Below are 18,486 nucleotides of genomic sequence, written 5' to 3' on the forward strand. Positions count from 1 at the left end.
GAGCGAAAATTAATAGGTCCTGAGCCTAGAACCTTTCCCTTGATCTGCCCCCATTTCAAAATTTGTGAACACATCGTTATCACTTGCGGTCTGTCGTGGAATGCCTTTTGGCATTTGGCTTCATCGTATGAAGGAGTGTGCGTTATGAAATTCAAAGCCCCCTGGATTGCCAGGATTGGTGCTGCTGGCCTTGGTGTGTCTGCCCTGTTGATGTCCCTGCCGGCACAGGCCCTGGAATATCCCATTGGCAAACCCCAGGAAGGCGGTGGCCTGGAAGTGGCCGCGGTTTATTTGCAGCCGATCACAATGGAACCCAAGGGCATTATGCGCCCGGCGGATAAATCCGATGTGCATCTTGAGGCCGACATTCACGCGCTTGCCAATAACAAAAACGGCCTGGCCGAAGGCGAATGGGCCCCTTATTTGCAGGTGGGCTATACCCTGACCAAACTGGATGATGGCAAAACGGAATCCGGCATGTTGATGCCGATGGTTGCCAATGACGGGCCGCATTATGGCGACAATGTCAAATTGATGGGGCCGGGCAAATACCGGCTGACGCTTGATGTTGCGCCGCCCTCGGCCGCATCGAAATTCGGGCGTCATATCGACAAGGAAACCGGCGTTGCACCGTGGTTCAAGCCGTTCAAAAAGGACTATGAATTTGTCTTTGCCGGTATCGGCAAAAAAGGCGGTTATTAACAGGTTCGCAAAGCTGGCGCCGATAGGATGCGCCAGCTTTTCCCGCATTTTTGGCAATCAGGGAAACAGGCATGATCGAACACGGGAAACGGGATGTTTTTGCATTTTTGGTCCTGATACTGGCCGGGGCAGGCGTGGCTGGCGGGGTATCACATGCCCAGGCCGACGAGATGCAGGTTTTTAATATGGACATCAGGGATGGTGTGATTACCCCCAACCGGATCGAGGTCCCCGCTGGTACCACCTTTAAAATTGTGGTGACAAATTCCGGCCACAGCCCGGCAGAGTTTGAAAGTTTGAGCCTGCGTCGCGAAAAGGTCCTGGCCCCCGGTGTTAAATCCTTTGTGGTTATTCGCGATATTTCGGCAGGGACATACAAATTCTATGATGAATTCCATATGGACCAGCCTTCGGCCAATGGGGTTATCGTGGCGAAATGACAATAGCGGCACGTTTTGGCGTGCCCGGCAATTGTGAAGCGACCTTTATGATATGACGATATTCACAAAAACGGCAAATCATTCCGATGCCGCCCCCACCGGGCGGCTTTTGGCGTTTGGCATGTGGTTGCGCCGCCACCAGGCCTTTGTGCGGCGTTTGCAATGGGCGGTGGTTGGCATTTATGCGGTATTGCTGATTGTGCCGGTTGTCATGCCATTGCCCGGTTTGGCCGCGCATATCTGGAACAACATCACTGTTTTTGCCCAGTTTGTCTTTTGGGGTATTTGGTGGCCGGGTGTGCTGGTGTCGATGTTGTTATTTGGGCGGTTATGGTGCGGGCTGTTATGCCCCGAAGGGGCGCTGACCGAATTTGCCAGCCGCCACGGGCGCGGGCGGGCCATTCCCCGCTGGATAAAATGGCCGGGCTGGCCGTTTGTCGCCTTTGTTCTGACCACGGTGTACGGGCAAATGACCAGTGTGTACCAGTATCCGGCCCCGGTTTTGCTGGTGTTGGGCGGGTCCACCGTGGGCGCGGTTATTGTGGGTTATCTTTACGGGCGCAACAAGCGGGTCTGGTGTCGTTATTTGTGCCCGGTGAACGGGGTTTTTGGCCTGCTCGCCAAACTGGCCCCGATGCGTTATGGCGTGGACCGGGCAAAATGGGACATGAATGCCGCCACCCATAGCCACGAACACCGGTTTAACTGTGCGCCACTGGTGCCAGTGAAAAATATGGAAAGCCCGTCGCCCTGCCATATGTGTGGTCGGTGCAGTGGCTTCCACGATGCGGTGACCCTGCAGGCCCGCCATCCTAATGACGAGGTGGTTAAGCTGTCGGGGCGCACGGCGACAAAATGGGACAGCCTGCTTATTATTACCGGTCTGATGGGCGTTGCCATCGGGGCCTTTGAATGGAGTGCCAGCCCCTGGTTCATTACCATCAAGCAAATGCTGGCGATGGCGCTGGTCAATCACAATATCATCTGGCCGTTACAGGCGACCCTGCCGTGGTGGATTTTGACCAATTATGCCGCCCAGAATGATGTTCTTACCGTGCTGGATGGCGCGGTGTTACTGGGTTACATCGCCACAACCGCGCTTGTCCTGTCGGTGTTGATTGCCATCCCGCTCAAGGCTGCCTGCCGGGTGATGGGCCTGCGCGGGGGGCAAGCCTTTTACCATTTATCCCATGCCCTGATCCCGCTTGCCGCCTGCGGGGTTATTTTGGGGCTGTCGGCACAAACCGTGACATTGCTGCGCGCCGATGGCTTTGCCCTAAGCTGGGTGCCAATGGCGCGCCTGGCCCTGCTGGTTGGGGCAACGCTGTGGTCGCAGTGGCTGGGCACGTCCATCCTGCGGCGCAAGGATGGAACGATTGCCCGAAAGGTTGCGGCATCGGCATTGTTTGCCCTGGGGCTGGCCGCACCGGTTTATGCCTGGGTCTTGATGTTCTGGATCTGGTAAGTGCTGGATGCCGCCAGATGCGCGATTGCGGCAGTCTGGCGGCATCCTGTGACGGTGGGCGTTTATGACGCGGCATTCCTTTGCTTTTGCAGCCGGTTTTTCTGTTTGCGTTTGCGGTTGAGCAAATTAAGCGTTTCAACCGACAGGCTGAACGCCATGGCAAAATAGATATAGCCCTTGGGAACGTGGATTTGCACGCCATCAAGCAGCAGCACAAAACCCACCAAAATCAAAAAGGACAGGGCCAGCATTTTGATCGAGGGGTGTTTTTCAACAAAATCGCCGATCATGCGGGCAGCCAGCAGCATCACCCCGACCGATATGATCACGGCGAGCATCATCACGGTGAGATGATCCACCATGCCAACGGCGGTGATGACGGAATCCAGCGAGAAAATAACATCCAGCAGAATGATTTGTATAATGGTGCCAACCAGACTGGCTACGGCTTTGGCCGTTTTTTCCGCCGGTTCGTCGATGGTGTGGTGAATTTCCATTGATGCCTTGGCAATTAGAAACATGCCGCCGACAATCAGGATCATGTCGCGCCCGCTGATCCCGCGGTCAAATATTTCGAAAAGCGGTGTGGTCAGTTCCATGACCCACGCCATGCCAACCAGCAACAAAAGACGAATAAGCATGGCGCCCAGAAGGCCGGTGCGTCGGGCGATTTTTTGCTGTTTTTCCGGGAGTTTGGCGACAATGACGGAAAGAAAAATGATATTGTCGATCCCCAGCACAATTTCGAGGGCGGTGAGGGTGGCAAGACCCACCCACATATGGGGATCCGCGATCCAGTCAAACATTTCCATACCCGTTTCCGTGTTGTTGCGGCGCAGCACAAGCATAGCAGGATGTGGCTGACGCGGTTCTAACGCAAGCGTGAATTGATTTAGCGGGGCGAAGGCCTAGGGTTTACAGGATGATAACTGTCGTAAAAATATGTTGTTCCATATGAAAATGGGGCAGGTGACGGGTTTTACGAGGATCCGGGGTTTAGGGGAGGAAACAGGCATGGCAAAAACAGTGACCCGTTTGATGGCGGCAACCCTGTTGGTGGCGGGGGTAAGCCTGGCATCATTTGCCGCGCAGGCAGACCCGGCACCCGATATGAAAAACTGGGATGCCGTTGTGAAACAGGCAAACGGGCAAACGGTTTACTGGTATGCCTGGGGCGGGGAACCGCGCATTAATGATTATATCGCCTGGGCGGGCAAACAGGTTCAGGAACGCTATGGCGTGAGTGTCAAACAGGTCAAACTGGCCGACACCGCCGATGCCGTTTCCAAGGTGGTTTCCGAAAAGGCCGCCGGTAAAACCGATGGCGGTGCGGTGGACATGATCTGGATTAACGGCGAAAACTTTGCCGCGATGAAGCGCAATGATTTGCTGTTTGGCCCGTGGGTGGAACAAACCCCCAATTTCAAATATGTCGATGTGACCGGTAAACCCACCACGGTAAATGATTTTACCGTGCCGACCGACGGGCTTGAAGCACCCTGGGGCATGGCGCAGCTTAGTTTCTTTTATGATACGGCACGGGTCAAAACACCGCCCCAAAGTGCGCAGGAACTGCTGGCCTGGCTGCAAAACCATCCGGGACGGTTTACCTATCCGCAGCCGCCCGATTATATGGGGTCATCCTTTTTAAAACAGGTACTGAGCGAGCTGGTGGCTGACCCGGCCGTGTTGCAAAAACCGGCAGATCAGGCCGATGCGCAAAAGGTGCTGGCCCCGCTTTGGACCTATCTTGCCAAACTGCAACCGGTGTTATGGCGCGAGGGCAAGGCCTACCCGGCCAATGGCGCGGCACTGCGTGCAATGATGGCTGATAATGAAATTGATACCGGTTTTTCCTTCAGTGCGGCGGAGGTTTCGGCCGCGATTGCCAATTTTGAACTGCCCGATACGGTGCGCAGCTTTGTTTTTAAGGGCGGAACGCTGGGCAATACCAACTTTGTTGCCATCCCGTTTAATGCGTCGGCCAAGGCCGGGGCGGTGGTGCTGGCCGATTTTTTGATGTCGCCTCATGCCCAATTGCGCAAACAGAACCCGGAAATCTGGGGCAGTTTTACCGTGCTGGATATGGATAAAATTCCGGCCACAGACCGCAAGGCGTTTGACGCATTGGATTTGGGGGTAGCCACCCTGTCGCCTGCCGAAATGGGCAATGTCCTGCCCGAACCGCATCCAAGCTGGATGGAGCTGGTCGAAAGCGAATGGCAAAAACGCTATGGTGTGGCGAAATAACTGTCACCACACCATTTTAACCGGGAAACACGCCGAATTTGTTACGTTTTGCGCCTGTTCTCACCGTTATTTTAATGGTCGGGCCGGTATTGGCCGGGCTATTGGGCACGTTATTGCCTGCCTTTGGCTATTTACCCGCCCTTGGCGGGGGCGAATGGTCGCTTTCGGCCTGGCGTGAATTGGCAGCCCAGCCGGGATTGGAAATTTCGCTGCGTCTGTCTGCCGTTAGCGGCCTACTGGCGACCCTGATTTCCTTTGCCGTGGTCATGCTGTTTTGTGCCGCCTGGCAGGGCACGCGGGTATTTGGTGCCATTCAGCGGGTTTTATCGCCGATTTTATCCATTCCCCATGCGGCGGCGGCCTTTGGTCTGGCGTTTTTAATCGCCCCTTCGGGCTGGATTGTGCGGCTGGTGGCACCGCTGGCAGGGTGGCAGCAACCGCCCGATATTGTCACCCTGCAGGATGGCTGGGGGCTGGCGCTGGTGGCGGGACTGGTGATCAAGGAAATACCGTTTCTGTTTTTAATGACGTTAGGGGCCCTGCAACAGGCCAATGCCGGGCAAAGCCAGCAGGTTGCCCTTAGTCTGGGATATGGCCGGGTGGCGGGGTGGCTTAAAACCGTGTTGCCGCGTATTTACCCGCAAATTCGCCTGCCTTTATTTGCCGTGCTGGCCTATTCGGCCTCGGTTGTTGATGTCGCCATGATTTTGGGGCCCACCACACCGTCCCCGCTGGCGGTGCGTATTTTGCACTGGCTGTCTGACCCGGACCTGTCGATGCGCTTTATGGCGTCGGCGGCATCATTGCTGCAGTTAATGCTGGTCGCCGGGCTGATTGCCCTTTGGATGGCGGGCGAGAAAATTGCCGGTTTCTGCGGGCTTTACTGGGCCGAGGGCGGTGGACGCTATCGCCGGGATGGCGCGGTGCGCCTGACGGTTGCGGTGGTTTCCATTCTTGCGGCGGGCCTGATCCTCGCGGGTATTGCGGCCTTGGCGGTTTGGAGTATTGCCGGGTTCTGGCGCTATCCCGACCTGTTGCCCGGCCAGTTTACCGTGAAATTGTGGTTGCGCGAACTTCCCGCCCTTGCCGGGGCACTCATCAATAGCGTGCTGATTGGCGGGGCGGCGATCATGATTGGCATCATCCTTGTTATTGCCTGTCTGGAACGCGAAGCTCGCCAGTCGGCCCGGCCCGGTCGCGGGGTGATGTGGCTTATTTATCTGCCGTTATTGATGCCGCAAATCAGCTTCATGTTTGGGTTGCAGGTATTTTTTGGCTATCTGGGGCTGGAACGGAGCTTTATTTCGGTTGTATTGGCGCATCTGGTGTTTGTGCTGCCCTATATGTTTTTATCGCTGGCCGATCCCTATCGCAGCCTGGATGACCGCTATCGTCATACCGGGCTGTGCCTGGGCGCCGGGCCTGACCGGGTTTTCTGGCAGGTGGTATTGCCGTTGCTGGCCCGCCCGGTTTTGGCCGCCCTTGCCGTGGGGTTTGCCGTGAGCATCGGGCAATATTTGCCAACTTTGTTAATTGGCGCGGGGCGCTTTGCCACCATTACCACCGATGCGGTGGCTCTGGCGGCGGGCAATGACCGGCGCATGATTGGCATTTATGGCCTGTTGCAGGCTTTGTTGCCGTTTGCCGGTTTTGCGGTGGCAATGCTGGTGCCCGCAATTGTTTTTCGCCAGCGGCGGGGGATGCGCGATGGTCTGTAACGCCAAAGGATATGTGAAAATATGAGCAGCCCGGAAACAGCCATATCCCCCAGCGGGCTTGTCCTGGCTGGTGTGAAAATTACCCTGAAAGGACAGGTTTTGTGTGACCTGGATCTGACGGTGGCACCGGGCGAAATCGTTACCCTGATGGGGCCAAGCGGGGCGGGGAAATCATCGCTGCTGGGCTATATTTGCGGCACGCTGGCACCCGGTTTTACCTGCCGGGGGCGGGTGTGGTTAAAGGGCCGGGAAATTGGCACCCTGCCGCCGCAGGACCGGCATGTGGGTATTTTATTTCAGGATGATTTATTGTTTCCGTATTTATCGGTTGGCGGCAATCTGGCCTTTGCCCTGCCGGTTGATATTCGCGGGCGCGGCCAACGGCGTGATAAAATTGACCAGGCCCTGGAAATTGCCGGGCTGGCCGGGTTTGCCGACCGCGACCCGGCAACATTATCCGGCGGGCAACGGGCACGGGTGGCGGTGATGCGGGTTTTATTATCCGCTCCCTCCGCCCTGTTGTTAGACGAGCCGTTTTCGCGCCTGGATGCGAAATTGCGCAGCCAGTTTCGCGAATTTGTGTTTGAGCAGGCCCGTCAGCAAAATTTGCCGACCCTGATGGTCACGCACGACCCGGAGGATGCCAACGCAACCGGCGGGCCAGTGATCACGTTAACGGATCATCGCGCGCAACAGGCTTAAGATGAAGGCCCGGGCAAAGATCGTACCGGTCTGAAAAACGTCCTGTCTGACTGATTTTAAAGGGACAATTTTGGCGCGGATAAAAACGCAGCATGGTTGTTATTTTCAGCTAGGCAGCACGTCAAAAGCGGTATAGATCAGCCGTGCGCCAGACTGGCGTGTTTTGGAGTATTGGCGATATGTTTCCCGATGAAATGTCCCTGATTGTGCCCGATGCGCTGGACGCGGCAACCTGCGACCGGCTGATTGCCAATTTTAATGACCGCCTTGATGAGGGTGGTCTGGTGCAGGGACAGTCCGCCAGCCATATTCGACGCAGCCAGATTGGCTGGTTTAACGAGGAACAGGAACCTGTTGTCATGCGCCGGATCATTGATCTGGTGGCAACGGCCAACCGGGAATGTTTTGATTTCGGCCTGACCGATTTTGCCGAAAATGCCCAGATCGCCCGTTATGAAGGCGACCAGCGCGGCCATTATGACTGGCATAGCGATATTGGCGCATCCGATGTGGCCCGTCGCCGCAAGTTGACAATGGTGATCCAGCTTTCAGACCCGGCTGATTACGAAGGCGGCCTTTTGCAGCTTAACCCTGCCGGGCATGTGATTGACGCGCCGATGACGCGCGGCACCGCCATTCTGTTTCCCAGTTTCGTTTTGCACCGGGTGGCCCCAACGGTGGCAGGCACGCGGTTTTCACTCTCGATCTGGATTCACGGCCAGCCGTTCCGTTAAACGGGTTTGGCACTTTTGGGGGCTTTTCGGGTTAAAACCGTTCCAGCCGTTCAATCAGCCGGGTATTGTTCCAGCGCGGCTGGCGGTCTTCCAGTGTGGCTTCGTGGTGCTGCACGGTGCCATTGTCGGCTGTGTGTTTATCAATCCGCATATTGATCCAGCGGGGCACCAGTTCGTTGTTGAAATCCTCCATCAACAGCACGGCGGCCTGCTCCAGGTTCACAAAATCAATCGTTTCGATTTCCTGGAAATAGGTCGCAAGGCAGCCGGGTTTCAGGATCAATCTGTCGGGCACATAGCGCAGGCTTAGGCGGGCGGGAAAAACATTCGGGGCGCCGCGTAATTCGCTTTGCAATGTCACGACATAATCAAACTGGATGCCGGGGTTGGCTTCGGTTTCGATCAGGTTGCGGCGTTCAAAAATTTCCAGCATGGGTCTGTTTCCGGTAGGGAAGTTGATTTTACAGCATAATGCCGCCTTGATGTGAATGCCAGCCCGGTGAAAGGAACCTGTTATGCCTCCAGCCCGCGTTTGTGCGGGCCGGGTTTGGCCGGTTCCTGGCTGACCTCGACAAAGCGGGTGCCATTTTGAAAATTGATGCTGCCGCCCAGTTTTGAAATGGTCAGGGCCTGATTGAAAATGGCGCGAATATCGTCGCGCTGCGGGCCATGAAGGGCGTTTTCCGTGCGCACGATCAAGTCAAATTTCTGGCTTTCCTTGCGGATCAGACCATCAAGCTGTGTATGACCCAGCCGGGTAAAGGACAGGTCGAGCAAAAAGCGCGTGCCGGGATCATTGGATTTGCTGTCGCGGTTTTCGTCGTCCTCTGCGTGGCTCTGGCGCCAGGCAAGCTGCATCTGTTCAATACGCTCGCCCATGTGAAAGGGCATTGCCATAACGCGCCAGCCATCGGCGCGCGGTTCGCTTGCCATGCCGCGCAGGGTGTTGAAATCCCGGTCCAGTTTTTTACCAAGGCCGTTATCCTTGCCATCACGCCCGTCCAGCGCGCCAATGGTACGCTCCCCCAGCCAGCTTTTGGCCGATCCCCCCGCGCCGACAATGGCGGTAAAGAAAAACATCATGGTGGTGGTCAGGCGCGGCCCTGCCGCCGGGATCTGGTTTAGCAGTGCCTGGGCGGCTTGCGGGTCGGCCTGGACCAGGGTGGCAAGGGCGCGGTGCAGGCTGTCCCAATCCTGGCTTAAGCTGGCGGCCTGGCCACGCGCCATCAATTCGCCTTCGGTCATCATCGGCTGGGGTTGGCGGGCCGTGGCAAGGTTATTGCCATCAATCGCAAATGAAAGTGTCGCCCCCACAGGGGCAGGGACGGGCAGGCGCACACCGATAATGCCGGCATTGGTGCGAAGGGCGGTAAAACCGTCGGGTAGCAGGCGGGCCTCGGCGCTGCCGGGCGGCAGGACTGTGCCGGTCAGCATCATGGGCGTAGCACCCGGTTTGGCCCCCCCCGCCGCCAGAAGACCCGCCCCTGTGGCATTGCCCGCCGCATTATTTGCCGCCCCCTGTTGCGCGATCATGCCGGGTGGCAAATTGCCACCTGTGGCAAGGCTGGCCTGGGATGTTGCCCCGGTCATGCCCGCCCCCTGGCTGGCCGCCATCAAACCGGCAGCCCTGGCGGGCGCGGCGGCGGCACCGGGGCCGACGAACATCATTTGCACCTGGCTTCCGGCGGGCAGGGTGCCACCACCGGGTAAGGAAAGGGCGCTGGTGGTGATGCCGGTAAAACTTTGTCCCGGAATGATGCTTGATGGATTGGCAAGTGTGGCGGCCGTTGCGCCCGCACCCGCCCCCCCCGCCGTGCCACCAGTGCTACCTGCACCACCTGCACCGGGGATGATTTGTGGCAGCACCTGCAGGCGCAGGCCACTTGCGCCATCCGCCCCGCTTTGCGGCATGATGCGGACCCACACCATGTCATTGAGGTTGCCCGGCAGGGCGCGGGGCAGTTTGACCGTGACATCACCCGCCCCGGTTTTCAGGGTCACTTCGGCGCCGTTTTTGGCCTGCAAACTGGCCTGTATCAGGCTGTCAACCGGCAGCTTTGCCAGGGCAGCGGGCGGGTTTTGCACAATGACGGTGGCCGCACCACTGCCCCCGCCCGCGCCGACATTTCCGGCACCAACACCATTGGCACCCGAAACAGACGGAACGGTTGGGCTGTTTGCGGCCATAATGCGCTATCCTTCAAGCAGCCTTGTTGCAATTGCCTCGATATCCTGGGCGGCATTGGAATTGGGGTGCCGGGTTAAAAGCGGGGTCTGGTTACGGATACATTCCGAAACCTTGCTGTCTGCGCGAATAACCCCCAAAAGCGGCGGCGAGATTTTAAGGAACCCTTCGCAGGCTTTTAAAAGCTTGCCATAAATGGCTTCACCTTCCTTTTTATCCTTTGCCAGATTAACCACAATGCGAATATCGGTTTTGGGCCGCGCCATATGTGTGACCTTGATAAAGGCATAGGCATCGGTCAATGCGGTCGGGTCGCCATTGGTCAGCACGATCACGGTATTGGCAAGGCTGGTCATTTGCCGAACGCCCTGGTCCACCCCGGCACCCAGGTCAATAAACACCTTGTCATAGGCTTTGCCGGTTTGCAGCAAATCATCGGACAGGGCCTGCAACCGGGCGGTGGGCAGGTTGGCAAGTGTGCCAGAGCCACTGCGCCCCGCCACAATATCAAAACCGCCATCTTCAAATTCGGTAATGGCATCGCGCAGCGCCAGTCGGCCGGAAATGACACTGCCCAGGTCATGCCGGGGCATCAGCCCCAATTGAATGTCGATATTGGCAAGGCCCAGATCGCCGTCAAACAGCAGGGTTTTTAATTCGTGCAGGGCCAGGGCGTGGCACAGCGAAATGGCAAACCAAGTTTTGCCAACACCGCCCTTGCCCGAGGCAACGGCAATGACATTGCGTCCCTTGGGGCGTGCTGCCGGTTTGGGGGTGGCATCCGTTCTGGCTGTCATTTCATGACCTCGGCGAAACTCGTTTTCTTGTGGTTGTGGCGGGCCGGGATGAGCAATTTTGCCAATGCGACCGGGCTAAGGGCGGTTAATCCGTCGGCAACCTGTGCGGTCATGCTGACATTGCAAAGTGAAAGATTACCCTTATTGGCACCATATAACGCCCCTCCCAGTCGTGATGCAACATCAAGGCGCGTTATCAGCATACGGGTTGCCCCACATTCGGCAAAGGCATTGGCAATATCACCGGTTTCTTCGGCATCCACCCCGGCGGGGCAAACCAGGATCGGTTCACTGGGAACCGATTGTAAAAATTCCCCGATCGCGCTCAGTTCGCCCGGCTGATAGGGGTTGCAATTTGCGGTATCGACAAAAACCAGGTCAGCCTCCCGCGCGGCATCAAATTTGTCGCGCAGTTCCTCGGGCGATTTGACGAGGCCCAGGGGAATTTTCAGAATATTGGTAAAGGCCCGCAATTGTTCGACCCCGCCCGCCCGTTTGGTGTCGCTGGTCAAAACGGCAACACGGCGCTTTTTCATCACCGCACGCGCCGCTGCCTTGGCAACGCACAGGGTTTTCCCCGCCCCGGGCGGGCCGACAAAGGCGATGGCGCGCGGGCTGCTTTTTTCGGGCAGGGGGGTAAATTCAAAAATCTCGTCAAGCGCACTTGCCAGCAATTGCTGGGCATTGCCGGGGTTGCGTTCGCGGCCCATTGCATCACACAGGCGCAGGCGCAACCTTTCCGGGACGGAATGGCGTATAAGGGCGGCATCTGCTTCCTCGATCAGGTCTTCCAGATGGGGGATATCGGCTGCCGCGTCGCTACCCTGGCCCAGGCCGATGTCAAAATCGGTGTCGCTGTCGCTGGCAGCCGTCAGTCGCACACCCGACCCCGGTATATCCTGGGTCGAAACAATAATGGCATCTGGCCCCATATGTTCCTTGACCAGCGCCATTGCGGCACTCATGGTCGGGGCGGTAAAGGTTTTAAGACGCATGGCACGCCTCTTTGTGCCTGGTCATCATATCTGCCCCATTGTTTTTAATTGCGCCTTGGGGTGAATTTCGTTTTGCGACATCACCACCGTTGCCGGGCGGAAACGTTCCACAATCGAGCGGACATAGGGCCGAATGCCCGGGCTGGTCAAAAGCACGGGGGATTCGCCCATCATGCCCAGCCGTTCAAAGGTACTGCGAACCTTGTTGATAAATTCCTGAAGCTGGCTGGGTGGCATGGAAAGCTGTTTTTCCTCGCCATTGCCCACCAGGCTTTCGGCGAAAATCTGTTCCCATTCCGGCGACAGCGTTACCAGCGGAATAACCCCGTCGGCATTTGAATTGGCATCCGACAATTGCCGTGCCAGCCGGGACCGGACATGTTCGGTCATGAAGGTCGGGTTGCGGGTAAAGGCCGTGGCCTCGCCAATACCCTCCAGAATGGTCGGCAGGTCCCGAATGGAAATGCGTTCGGTCAGCAGGGCCTGCAACACGCGCTGGATCCCGCCCACCGAAATCTGGCCGGGTACAATATCCTCGACCAGTTTTTTCTGGTCGTCTTCCAGTTCGTCCAGCAGCTTTTGCGTTTCCGCATAGGACAGCAGTTCGGGCATATGGTCCTTGACCACTTCGGTCAAATGCGTGGTGATCACGGTTTGCGGGTCCACCACCGTATAGCCCCGGAACATCGCTTCTTCCTTCATGCCCTGTTCCACCCACATGGCGGGCAGGTTAAAGGTCGGTTCGATGGTTTTTTCACCGGCGAGTGTAATTTCCTCGCCGCGCGGATCCATGACCAGCAACATGTTGGGGCGCAAATCACCCCGTCCGGCCTCGATCTCCTTGACGCGCACGATATAGGTATTGGCCGGAAGCTGCATGTTATCCTGGATACGCACGCTGGGCATGACAAAGCCCATATCGGCCGCCATCTGGCGGCGCAGCGCCTTGATCTGGTCGGTCAGTTTCTGGCCGCGTTCGGTGCTGATCAGGGATAACAGGCCATAGCCCAGCTCCAGGCGGACATAATCCATGCGCAGGGCATTGGCGATGGGTTCCTCGGCGGGCGGGGCGGCGGCCTCGGCGGCGGCACTGGTTTCCTGGCGTGCGGCGGTTTCGGCGGCTTCCTTTTGCCGTTTGCCCAAAAACCACGCCAGATAGCCCATGCCAATGGCTGCCCCCATAAACCAGATCATCGGGATGCCGGGCAAAAGCGACATGCCCCCCATCATGGCCGCGCCAATGCCAAGGGCGGCGGGATAGTTCGATACCTGGCCGAAAACAGCCTTTTCCGTTGCGCCTTCCATGCCCCCCTTGGTGACAAGCAGGCCCGCAGCGGTGGAAACGATCAGGGCGGGAATTTGCGATACCAAACCGTCACCGACCGTGAGGATGGTGTAGGTTTCGGTGGCTTCGTTTAATGACAGGCCCATTTGCGCGGTGCCAATAATGATACCGCCAATCACGTTGATAAAGGTAATCAGAATACCGGCAACCGCATCACCGCGCACGAATTTCGAGGCACCATCCATCGCCCCGAAAAAGGCGCTTTCCTCTTCCAGTTCCTTGCGTCGGGCCTTGGCCTGTTCCTCGTTGATCAGCCCCGATGACAAATCGGCATCGACGGCCATTTGTTTGCCGGGCATGGCATCGAGGGTAAAACGGGCGGCAACTTCGGCGATACGGCCCGAACCCTTGGTGATCACAACAAAGTTGATGATGACAAGGATGGCAAACACAATAATGCCGATCACGAAATTGCCACTGACCAGAAAGGCACCAAAGGCCTCGATCACGTGGCCTGCTGCCTGGGGGCCTTCATGGCCGTGGCCCAGAATAAGCCGTGTGGTGGCAATGTTAAGTGCGAGGCGGAGCGAGGTTGCCACCAGCAGAATGGTTGGGAAAGAGTTGAATTCCAGGGGCTTTTGAATAAACAGCGCCGTCATCAGGATCAGAATGGAAAAACTGATCGACAGGGCCAGAAACATATCGAGCAGCCAGGTTGGCAGCGGGAACATCATGATCACAAGGATCAGGACGAAGCCCAGTGCCATCGCAATGTCGCCACGCCGCATGGCGGCCCGGAACCGGCCCTGCATATTGGCCATAAAATCGCCGCCGCCGCCCGAACCGCCGGAATTTCCAGACCCCGAAGGGGTTATTTGGCGACCATCTGCCATGTCTGTTAATCGGTTTCCTGCCTGTTGCCCTTCTGGCGTTTTGCCTGTCTTTTAGGGGCGGTTTCCGGCTGTGTCATTGTTTTAAGACAACGATTTTTCACAGCTTTGCTTGTGCCTTGCAAGGTGTGCTGTGCCCTGTTGGGTTATCCATTTCCCGGCTGCGGAATATCAACACCCTCGTCGGTATACTGGCGCAGTTTGTTGCGCAAAGTCCGGATCGATATACCCAATATATTGGCAGCATGGGTGCGATTGCCAAAACAATGTTTCAGGGTATCAATAATCAGTTCCCGTTCAACATCGGCCACCGTGCGCCCGACCAGGGCCGCCGTAATGGATCCGTTATCGGAAATAACCGCGTTTTCACCTGTTTGCGCCGTATCTGCCATTGCGTCGGTCGCCGCGTTTTCCTCTGCCCCGGGCGGTGGGGTGGCAGGCGCGGGCGAGGCGGCGGCATTTCCGTTCTGATCGCTTGGTCCGGGGGAGGCGGGCTGGTTATAGGCCCCGCTGGCCGCGCCCGAATTACGATAGGCCTGGTTGACATAAGCCGGATTATAGGCGGCCGCCGCGGCATTGCTGCGCGCAATATCACGCGGATCAGTGCCCTGGCGGGCGGGCTCTGCGGGGGGCGCGGGCGGGGATGCCGGGGGTTGGGTTTGCTGTGTTGGTGCTGTTGGAGCGGGTGTGCCTGACGGTGTGCTGCCGGTCAGAAAAATCGCCTCCGGGCCAATTTCATCGGGCCCGGCAATCAGAACCGCACGGTGCATGGTGTTTTCCAGTTCGCGCACATTGCCGCGCCAGTAGTGCCCCATCAGTCTTTCAATCGCAAGCGGGCTGATCGGGCGCACCGGCATGTCATTGGCTTCGGAATATTTGCGCACGAAAAATTCCGCCAGGACCGGAATGTCACCGGGCCGTTCGCGCAATGACGGAATATCAAGATTGACGACATTCAGCCGGAAATAAAGGTCCTCGCGGAAATGGCCCTGCTGGACATAGGATTCAAGATCGCGGTTGGAGGTGGCCAGAATACGCACATCGACCTTGACCGGTTTGCTGCCCCCCAGCCGGTCAATTTCGCGTTCCTGAATGACGCGCAGCAGCTTGGCCTGCAAACGCACATCCATTTCGCTGATTTCATCAAGCAAAAGGGTGCCGCCATCGGCCTCTTCAAATTTGCCAATGCGCCGGGCCTGGGCCCCGGTAAACGCGCCTTTTTCATGACCAAACAGTTCGGATTCCAGCAAATTATCCGGGATGGCCGCGCAGTTTACGGCAACAAAGGGTTTATCGGCCCGGTTGGATTTGCGGTGGACAAACCGGCTGAGAATTTCCTTGCCCGTGCCGCTTTCCCCGGTGATCAGGATCGATGCGTTGCTGCGCGCCACCTGCTCGGCCAGGCGCAGGGTTTCGGTCATGCGCGGGTCCCGATGGATCAGGGCATGGCTTTCTTCGGTGACGGCTTCAAAGATGGCGGCAATCAGGGCGGCTTCGGGCGGCAGCGGGATATATTCCTGTGCCCCGGCCTTGATGGCGTTGACCGCGCCGTTAATGTCATTGCCCACACCGCAGGCCACCACGGGCACGCTGATGCGCTCGGCGGACAGCGCGGTGATCAGGGCACCAACATCAAGTGCGATGTCGGCCATCACCAGATCAATCCGCTTGCCTGCACGCAGGATGTTTAACGCCGTGGTGACGCTTTCGGCCAATTGTACCGAGGCACCCCGGGCCATCGCGATCTTGCTGGCTGCGCCGATCTGGCCGCCCAGTCCACCAACGATCAATACCTGCATTGCCTAATCTCTTTCTGATCCGCTTTTTGTGTGTCTGTGCTGTAATACCATTGATTTGTCACTAAAAAATGGCAACAGAAGATCAATCAAAATAACTGACCCGTTTTGCCGGCGGCAAAATGGAATTCAGCAACATTTCCAGACGACGGGGGTTTTCCTGCCGGCCAATGGAAACCGCGCCCACCATATAAACCGAATTGAGCAGTTCTTCTTCCTGCGAGTTGCGTTCCAGTTTGGCGGCCAGCGGCATGAAAAACATGTTGGAAAGAACCGCGCCATAAAATGTTGTCAGCAGGGCAACCGCCATTGACGGGCCAATCGACGAGGGGTCATCAAGGTTGCCCAGCATCTGCACCAGGCCGATCAGGGTTCCGATCAGGCCCATTGCCGGGGCAATGTCGCCAGCCTTTTTAAGGATGCTGGCCCCTTTGTGGTGGCGGGAAATCGTGGCATTCATGTCTTTGCGCATGATGCCTTCAACTTCCTCGGGCGGGGTGCCATCCACGACCAGCGACAAACCCTTCCACAGATATTCCTCGCCAAGCAGGCTATCAAGGTGGCCCTGCAACGACAAAACACCGCCCTTGCGGGCAATTTCGGCCAGTTGCAAAATTTGCAATGCCGCATCGGAAGGATTGCGCGACGGATGAAAAATCGTCCGTGCCAGAACCTTGCCAACGCCCAGAAATTCGCCAAGGGCAAAACAGACAGCCGTAATCGACGCCGTTCCCAAAATAACAATCAGGATTGACGGTACGTCAATAAAGGCGCCCGGCGACCCGCCCAGAACAATTGCCACGATTACCAGCGCAAACCCGACGATAAGCCCGACCACCGTTGCGATGTCGAACTTCGTCTTCGTCCCCCCGTCCGCCATTCCCAGCTATCCTTCTGACCAGCCTAGTTTCGTTCCGATTTGATGATTTCCGTCATGGTGACACCCAGACGGTCCTCGACCACAACCACTTCGCCACGGGCGACCAGGCGGTTGTTGACATATATATCAATAGCTTCCCCAACCTTGCGGTCAAGCTCCACGACGGCACCACGGCCCAATTTCAGCAACTGGCTGACCTGCATGGTGGCTTTTCCCAGCACGGCCGAGACCTGGACGGGAATATCATACACCGCTTCCAGGTCCTTGGAGGTTTTCATCCCCTCGCCACTGGTATCGAGTCCGGCCAGCAATTCGGTTCCTTCGCCTTCCAGCTCGATCTCGTCATCATCGAGTTCGGACAGTTCAAGATCGTCATCATCTGCCATTTTGGTCTCCTGCTTGTATCAGGGTGGATTGCGTCTGGCGAACCTGTATTGTCGCTTTCATCATCGCTGTGATGCAATCTATTGTTTTATTATGCCAAAGTCATTGATTTAGGCTGTTTAACTATTGCGATCAGGCAGCGGTTCTTCTGCCGGGGGTTCACTGTTTTGCGATCCGGTCCCGGCATTGGCCGAAGGATTGCTGTCTGCTCCGGCCAAGGGAGATGGCGACGATGCGCCATCCGTTCTGGTGCTGTCACTTTCGTTTTCGCTGTCGGCTTGGTCCGATTCCGGCTGCGATGCGGTTTGGGGCGACGGAGCGCGTTCGGGATCGGGCGCGGAGGCCGGGATGTCCCCTGTCGGGGCGGTGTTTGCATCAGCCTTCAGTTCAGCGTCAGAAGATTCAGCCTCAGCCTGTTTTGCGGATGATCCGTTCGCATCGCCATGTGCCGCCGCGTCGGGCAGGCGGCTTTCCTGTAGGGCCGGGTCGGCCATCGGGTTTTCGTCGGGCAGATCGTGGGCATCGCGGTGGGCGGCGATGGCCTTTTCCACAATGGCATTGATCTCGCCCCAGGTGCGGGCCTGGTCGCGCACTGCGGTGCCATCACCCCAGGAAACCCGGCAATCCCCCTTGTCAATGCTGGCTTCACCCACAACCACCGCCTGCCCGGAAAACCCCCGGCTGCGCGCAATTTCGGCGACGCGGTTCTGCAAGCTATCGGCAATATCAGGATGAACCTGGATCAGGACCTTGGGCGCATCAAACAGGTTGGACAGGGATTGGCGAATGATATGCTCTATCTCGGTGGTGGAATTTTCACTGACCCAGACGGGCAGCAGTTTTTTGACAATCGCCCGGGTGACATGAATGGCATCCTCGGCGGTGCTGGCATGGGCGCGCTTTTGCAATTCATCAATATGGTCCATCCAGGCGGCAATTTGTGCCGCCGTGTCGGAAACCGCCTTTTCCAGCGATGTCAGAATTTCTTCGCGCCCCTGGGTCAGGCCCTGTTCATGGCCCTGGGCAAAGGCTTCTTCACGCACGCGGCTTTCGGTGTCGCGTAGCATGGTTTGCATTTGTTCTTCGGTGTAAATGGCGGGCGGGGGCGGCGGGGCCTCCTCTTCCTCTGTCTTCTTTTTCGACTTGCGCTTTAGCGAATAATGCTCTTCCTGTGCGCCCGCCGGCCGGATGACGGTGTCGGCGTCGTCAAAGTTCAGGGTAAATTTGAATTTTTCGATCGCAGTCATATGATTTCGGCAATCT

The 18,486-nt window shown here is 57.4% G+C and carries 17 protein-coding genes; 7 read left to right on the forward strand and 10 right to left on the reverse strand.

All coding sequences use genetic code 11. The features are described 5' to 3' along the window. The first annotated feature begins 144 nt into the window (after nt 1-144). The 3 genes from TH25_RS13580 to TH25_RS13590 all read left to right on the forward strand — a co-directional run bounded on the left by TH25_RS13580 (nt 145) and on the right by TH25_RS13590 (nt 2,607). Entirely contained in the window at nt 145-702 is a 558-nt protein-coding gene (locus tag TH25_RS13580; RefSeq protein WP_114088968.1) for an iron transporter, read from the forward strand. Between the two features lie 71 nt (nt 703-773). Then, complete coding sequence (locus tag TH25_RS13585; RefSeq protein ID WP_114088969.1) at nt 774-1,142, forward strand: cupredoxin domain-containing protein; 369 nt, start codon at nt 774-776, stop codon at nt 1,140-1,142. A gap of 52 nt (nt 1,143-1,194) precedes the next feature. Next, nucleotides 1,195-2,607 (forward strand): 4Fe-4S binding protein, encoded by a 1,413-nt coding sequence (locus TH25_RS13590; protein ID WP_114088970.1) that lies wholly within the window; start codon nt 1,195-1,197, stop codon nt 2,605-2,607. Between the two features lie 62 nt (nt 2,608-2,669). Here TH25_RS13590 and TH25_RS13595 read toward each other — a convergent pair whose 3' ends face one another. Beyond that, on the reverse strand, nt 2,670-3,419 hold the full coding sequence (locus tag TH25_RS13595; RefSeq protein WP_309471287.1) for a TerC family protein: 750 nt from the start codon (nt 3,417-3,419) through the stop codon (nt 2,670-2,672). A gap of 202 nt (nt 3,420-3,621) precedes the next feature. On the opposite strand from TH25_RS13595, the gene TH25_RS13600 reads away from it, so the two are divergent. The 4 genes from TH25_RS13600 to TH25_RS13615 all read left to right on the forward strand — a co-directional run bounded on the left by TH25_RS13600 (nt 3,622) and on the right by TH25_RS13615 (nt 8,011). After that, nucleotides 3,622-4,857, forward strand: coding sequence for an ABC transporter substrate-binding protein (locus tag TH25_RS13600; RefSeq protein ID WP_114088971.1), 1,236 nt, complete (start codon nt 3,622-3,624; stop codon nt 4,855-4,857). Between the two features lie 38 nt (nt 4,858-4,895). Further along, nucleotides 4,896-6,575 carry an ABC transporter permease gene (locus tag TH25_RS13605; RefSeq protein WP_114088972.1) on the forward strand — a complete coding sequence of 560 codons (1,680 nt, stop codon included), beginning with the start codon at nt 4,896-4,898 and terminating at the stop codon, nt 6,573-6,575. Between the two features lie 21 nt (nt 6,576-6,596). Next, nucleotides 6,597-7,277, forward strand: a complete 681-nt coding sequence (locus tag TH25_RS13610; RefSeq protein ID WP_114088973.1) for an ATP-binding cassette domain-containing protein — start codon at nt 6,597-6,599, stop codon at nt 7,275-7,277. Nucleotides 7,278-7,456: 179 nt separating this feature from the next. Next, nucleotides 7,457-8,011 carry a 2OG-Fe(II) oxygenase gene (locus TH25_RS13615; RefSeq protein ID WP_114088974.1) on the forward strand — a complete coding sequence of 185 codons (555 nt, stop codon included), beginning with the start codon at nt 7,457-7,459 and terminating at the stop codon, nt 8,009-8,011. A gap of 31 nt (nt 8,012-8,042) precedes the next feature. Here TH25_RS13615 and TH25_RS13620 read toward each other — a convergent pair whose 3' ends face one another. From TH25_RS13620 to TH25_RS13660, 9 genes are all read right to left on the reverse strand, one after another. Then, nucleotides 8,043-8,444: a hypothetical protein gene (locus TH25_RS13620; RefSeq protein WP_114088975.1), complete on the reverse strand. Its 402-nt coding sequence runs from the start codon at nt 8,442-8,444 to the stop codon at nt 8,043-8,045. 80 nt (nt 8,445-8,524) lie between these two features. Continuing rightward, nucleotides 8,525-10,198 carry a hypothetical protein gene (locus tag TH25_RS13625; protein WP_114088976.1) on the reverse strand — a complete coding sequence of 558 codons (1,674 nt, stop codon included), beginning with the start codon at nt 10,196-10,198 and terminating at the stop codon, nt 8,525-8,527. 6 nt (nt 10,199-10,204) lie between these two features. Then, nucleotides 10,205-10,993, reverse strand: a complete 789-nt coding sequence (locus TH25_RS13630) for a MinD/ParA family protein (protein WP_114088977.1) — start codon at nt 10,991-10,993, stop codon at nt 10,205-10,207. Further along, on the reverse strand, nt 10,990-11,988 hold the full coding sequence (locus tag TH25_RS13635) for a flagellar biosynthesis protein FlhF (protein ID WP_114088978.1): 999 nt from the start codon (nt 11,986-11,988) through the stop codon (nt 10,990-10,992). Before TH25_RS13635 ends, TH25_RS13630 begins: the two co-directional genes overlap by 4 nt. Before the next feature lie 24 nt (nt 11,989-12,012). Beyond that, entirely contained in the window at nt 12,013-14,166 is a 2,154-nt protein-coding gene (gene flhA, locus TH25_RS13640) for a flagellar biosynthesis protein FlhA (RefSeq protein WP_114088979.1), read from the reverse strand. A gap of 143 nt (nt 14,167-14,309) precedes the next feature. Next, complete coding sequence (locus TH25_RS13645; RefSeq protein ID WP_114088980.1) at nt 14,310-15,962, reverse strand: sigma-54-dependent transcriptional regulator; 1,653 nt, start codon at nt 15,960-15,962, stop codon at nt 14,310-14,312. An 82-nt stretch (nt 15,963-16,044) separates the two neighbouring features. Further along, on the reverse strand, nt 16,045-16,839 hold the full coding sequence (locus tag TH25_RS13650) for a motility protein A (RefSeq protein WP_114088981.1): 795 nt from the start codon (nt 16,837-16,839) through the stop codon (nt 16,045-16,047). 23 nt (nt 16,840-16,862) lie between these two features. After that, nucleotides 16,863-17,117, reverse strand: coding sequence for a flagellar motor switch protein FliN (fliN, locus tag TH25_RS13655; protein ID WP_371440813.1), 255 nt, complete (start codon nt 17,115-17,117; stop codon nt 16,863-16,865). Nucleotides 17,118-17,342: 225 nt separating this feature from the next. Next, nucleotides 17,343-18,470 carry a FliH/SctL family protein gene (locus TH25_RS13660; RefSeq protein WP_114088983.1) on the reverse strand — a complete coding sequence of 376 codons (1,128 nt, stop codon included), beginning with the start codon at nt 18,468-18,470 and terminating at the stop codon, nt 17,343-17,345. Between the last annotated feature and the right edge of the window lie 16 nt (nt 18,471-18,486).

The sequence above is a fragment of the Thalassospira profundimaris genome (genome assembly GCF_003326755.1).
GTDB classification, from domain to species: Bacteria; Pseudomonadota; Alphaproteobacteria; order Rhodospirillales; family Thalassospiraceae; genus Thalassospira; species Thalassospira profundimaris_B.

What these genes read in the sequence shown, in the direction of transcription:
- TH25_RS13580 (WP_114088968.1), top strand. Translation starts at nt 145, where the DNA reads ATGAAATTCAAAGCCCCCTGGATTGCCAGGATTGGTGCTGCTGGCCTT.
- TH25_RS13585 (WP_114088969.1), top strand. Translation starts at nt 774, where the DNA reads ATGATCGAACACGGGAAACGGGATGTTTTTGCATTTTTGGTCCTGATA.
- TH25_RS13590 (WP_114088970.1), top strand. Translation starts at nt 1,195, where the DNA reads ATGACGATATTCACAAAAACGGCAAATCATTCCGATGCCGCCCCCACC.
- TH25_RS13595 (WP_309471287.1), bottom strand. Translation starts at nt 3,419, where the DNA reads ATGGAAATGTTTGACTGGATCGCGGATCCCCATATGTGGGTGGGTCTT.
- TH25_RS13600 (WP_114088971.1), top strand. Translation starts at nt 3,622, where the DNA reads ATGGCAAAAACAGTGACCCGTTTGATGGCGGCAACCCTGTTGGTGGCG.
- TH25_RS13610 (WP_114088973.1), top strand. Translation starts at nt 6,597, where the DNA reads ATGAGCAGCCCGGAAACAGCCATATCCCCCAGCGGGCTTGTCCTGGCT.
- TH25_RS13615 (WP_114088974.1), top strand. Translation starts at nt 7,457, where the DNA reads ATGTTTCCCGATGAAATGTCCCTGATTGTGCCCGATGCGCTGGACGCG.
- TH25_RS13620 (WP_114088975.1), bottom strand. Translation starts at nt 8,444, where the DNA reads ATGCTGGAAATTTTTGAACGCCGCAACCTGATCGAAACCGAAGCCAAC.
- TH25_RS13625 (WP_114088976.1), bottom strand. Translation starts at nt 10,198, where the DNA reads ATGGCCGCAAACAGCCCAACCGTTCCGTCTGTTTCGGGTGCCAATGGT.
- TH25_RS13630 (WP_114088977.1), bottom strand. Translation starts at nt 10,993, where the DNA reads ATGACAGCCAGAACGGATGCCACCCCCAAACCGGCAGCACGCCCCAAG.
- TH25_RS13635 (WP_114088978.1), bottom strand. Translation starts at nt 11,988, where the DNA reads ATGCGTCTTAAAACCTTTACCGCCCCGACCATGAGTGCCGCAATGGCG.
- flhA (WP_114088979.1), bottom strand. Translation starts at nt 14,166, where the DNA reads ATGGCAGATGGTCGCCAAATAACCCCTTCGGGGTCTGGAAATTCCGGC.
- TH25_RS13645 (WP_114088980.1), bottom strand. Translation starts at nt 15,962, where the DNA reads ATGCAGGTATTGATCGTTGGTGGACTGGGCGGCCAGATCGGCGCAGCC.
- TH25_RS13650 (WP_114088981.1), bottom strand. Translation starts at nt 16,839, where the DNA reads ATGGCGGACGGGGGGACGAAGACGAAGTTCGACATCGCAACGGTGGTC.
- fliN (WP_371440813.1), bottom strand. Translation starts at nt 17,117, where the DNA reads ATGAAAACCTCCAAGGACCTGGAAGCGGTGTATGATATTCCCGTCCAG.
- TH25_RS13660 (WP_114088983.1), bottom strand. Translation starts at nt 18,470, where the DNA reads ATGACTGCGATCGAAAAATTCAAATTTACCCTGAACTTTGACGACGCC.